Raw genomic sequence first — 241 nt, forward strand, 5'->3', positions numbered from 1 at the left:
GTGAGGTCAAAAAAGAATTCACTGGCCCTGGTTTGCCTAAAGAAGAGACATTTTTTTATAATGTAGATACCTTTAAAGGTGATGGGAAAATAGCTGTCAGCTCCTGTGCCAATAAACGAGAATATTATTGGAAAATTTTGGCGCATGGCGAGAACTGGATGCAGATGGCCAACCGGGCAACAAGCAAATGTCTGCATTTTAAGGAAAATAGTTCCTTGCCGGGGCAAGCCATTGCCGAATG

1 protein-coding gene is annotated in these 241 nt (G+C 42.7%); it reads left to right on the forward strand.

Annotation, left to right across the window (positions count from 1 at the left end; translation table 11 throughout):
- Window positions 1-32: 32 nt before the first annotated feature.
- Window positions 33-241, forward strand: a 209-nt coding sequence (locus WH96_RS22385) for a hypothetical protein (RefSeq protein ID WP_204248273.1), incomplete at its 3' end; no start/stop codon positions are given.

The sequence above is a fragment of the Kiloniella spongiae genome (assembly GCF_001026905.1).
Lineage (GTDB): Bacteria > Pseudomonadota > Alphaproteobacteria > Kiloniellales > Kiloniellaceae > Kiloniella > Kiloniella spongiae.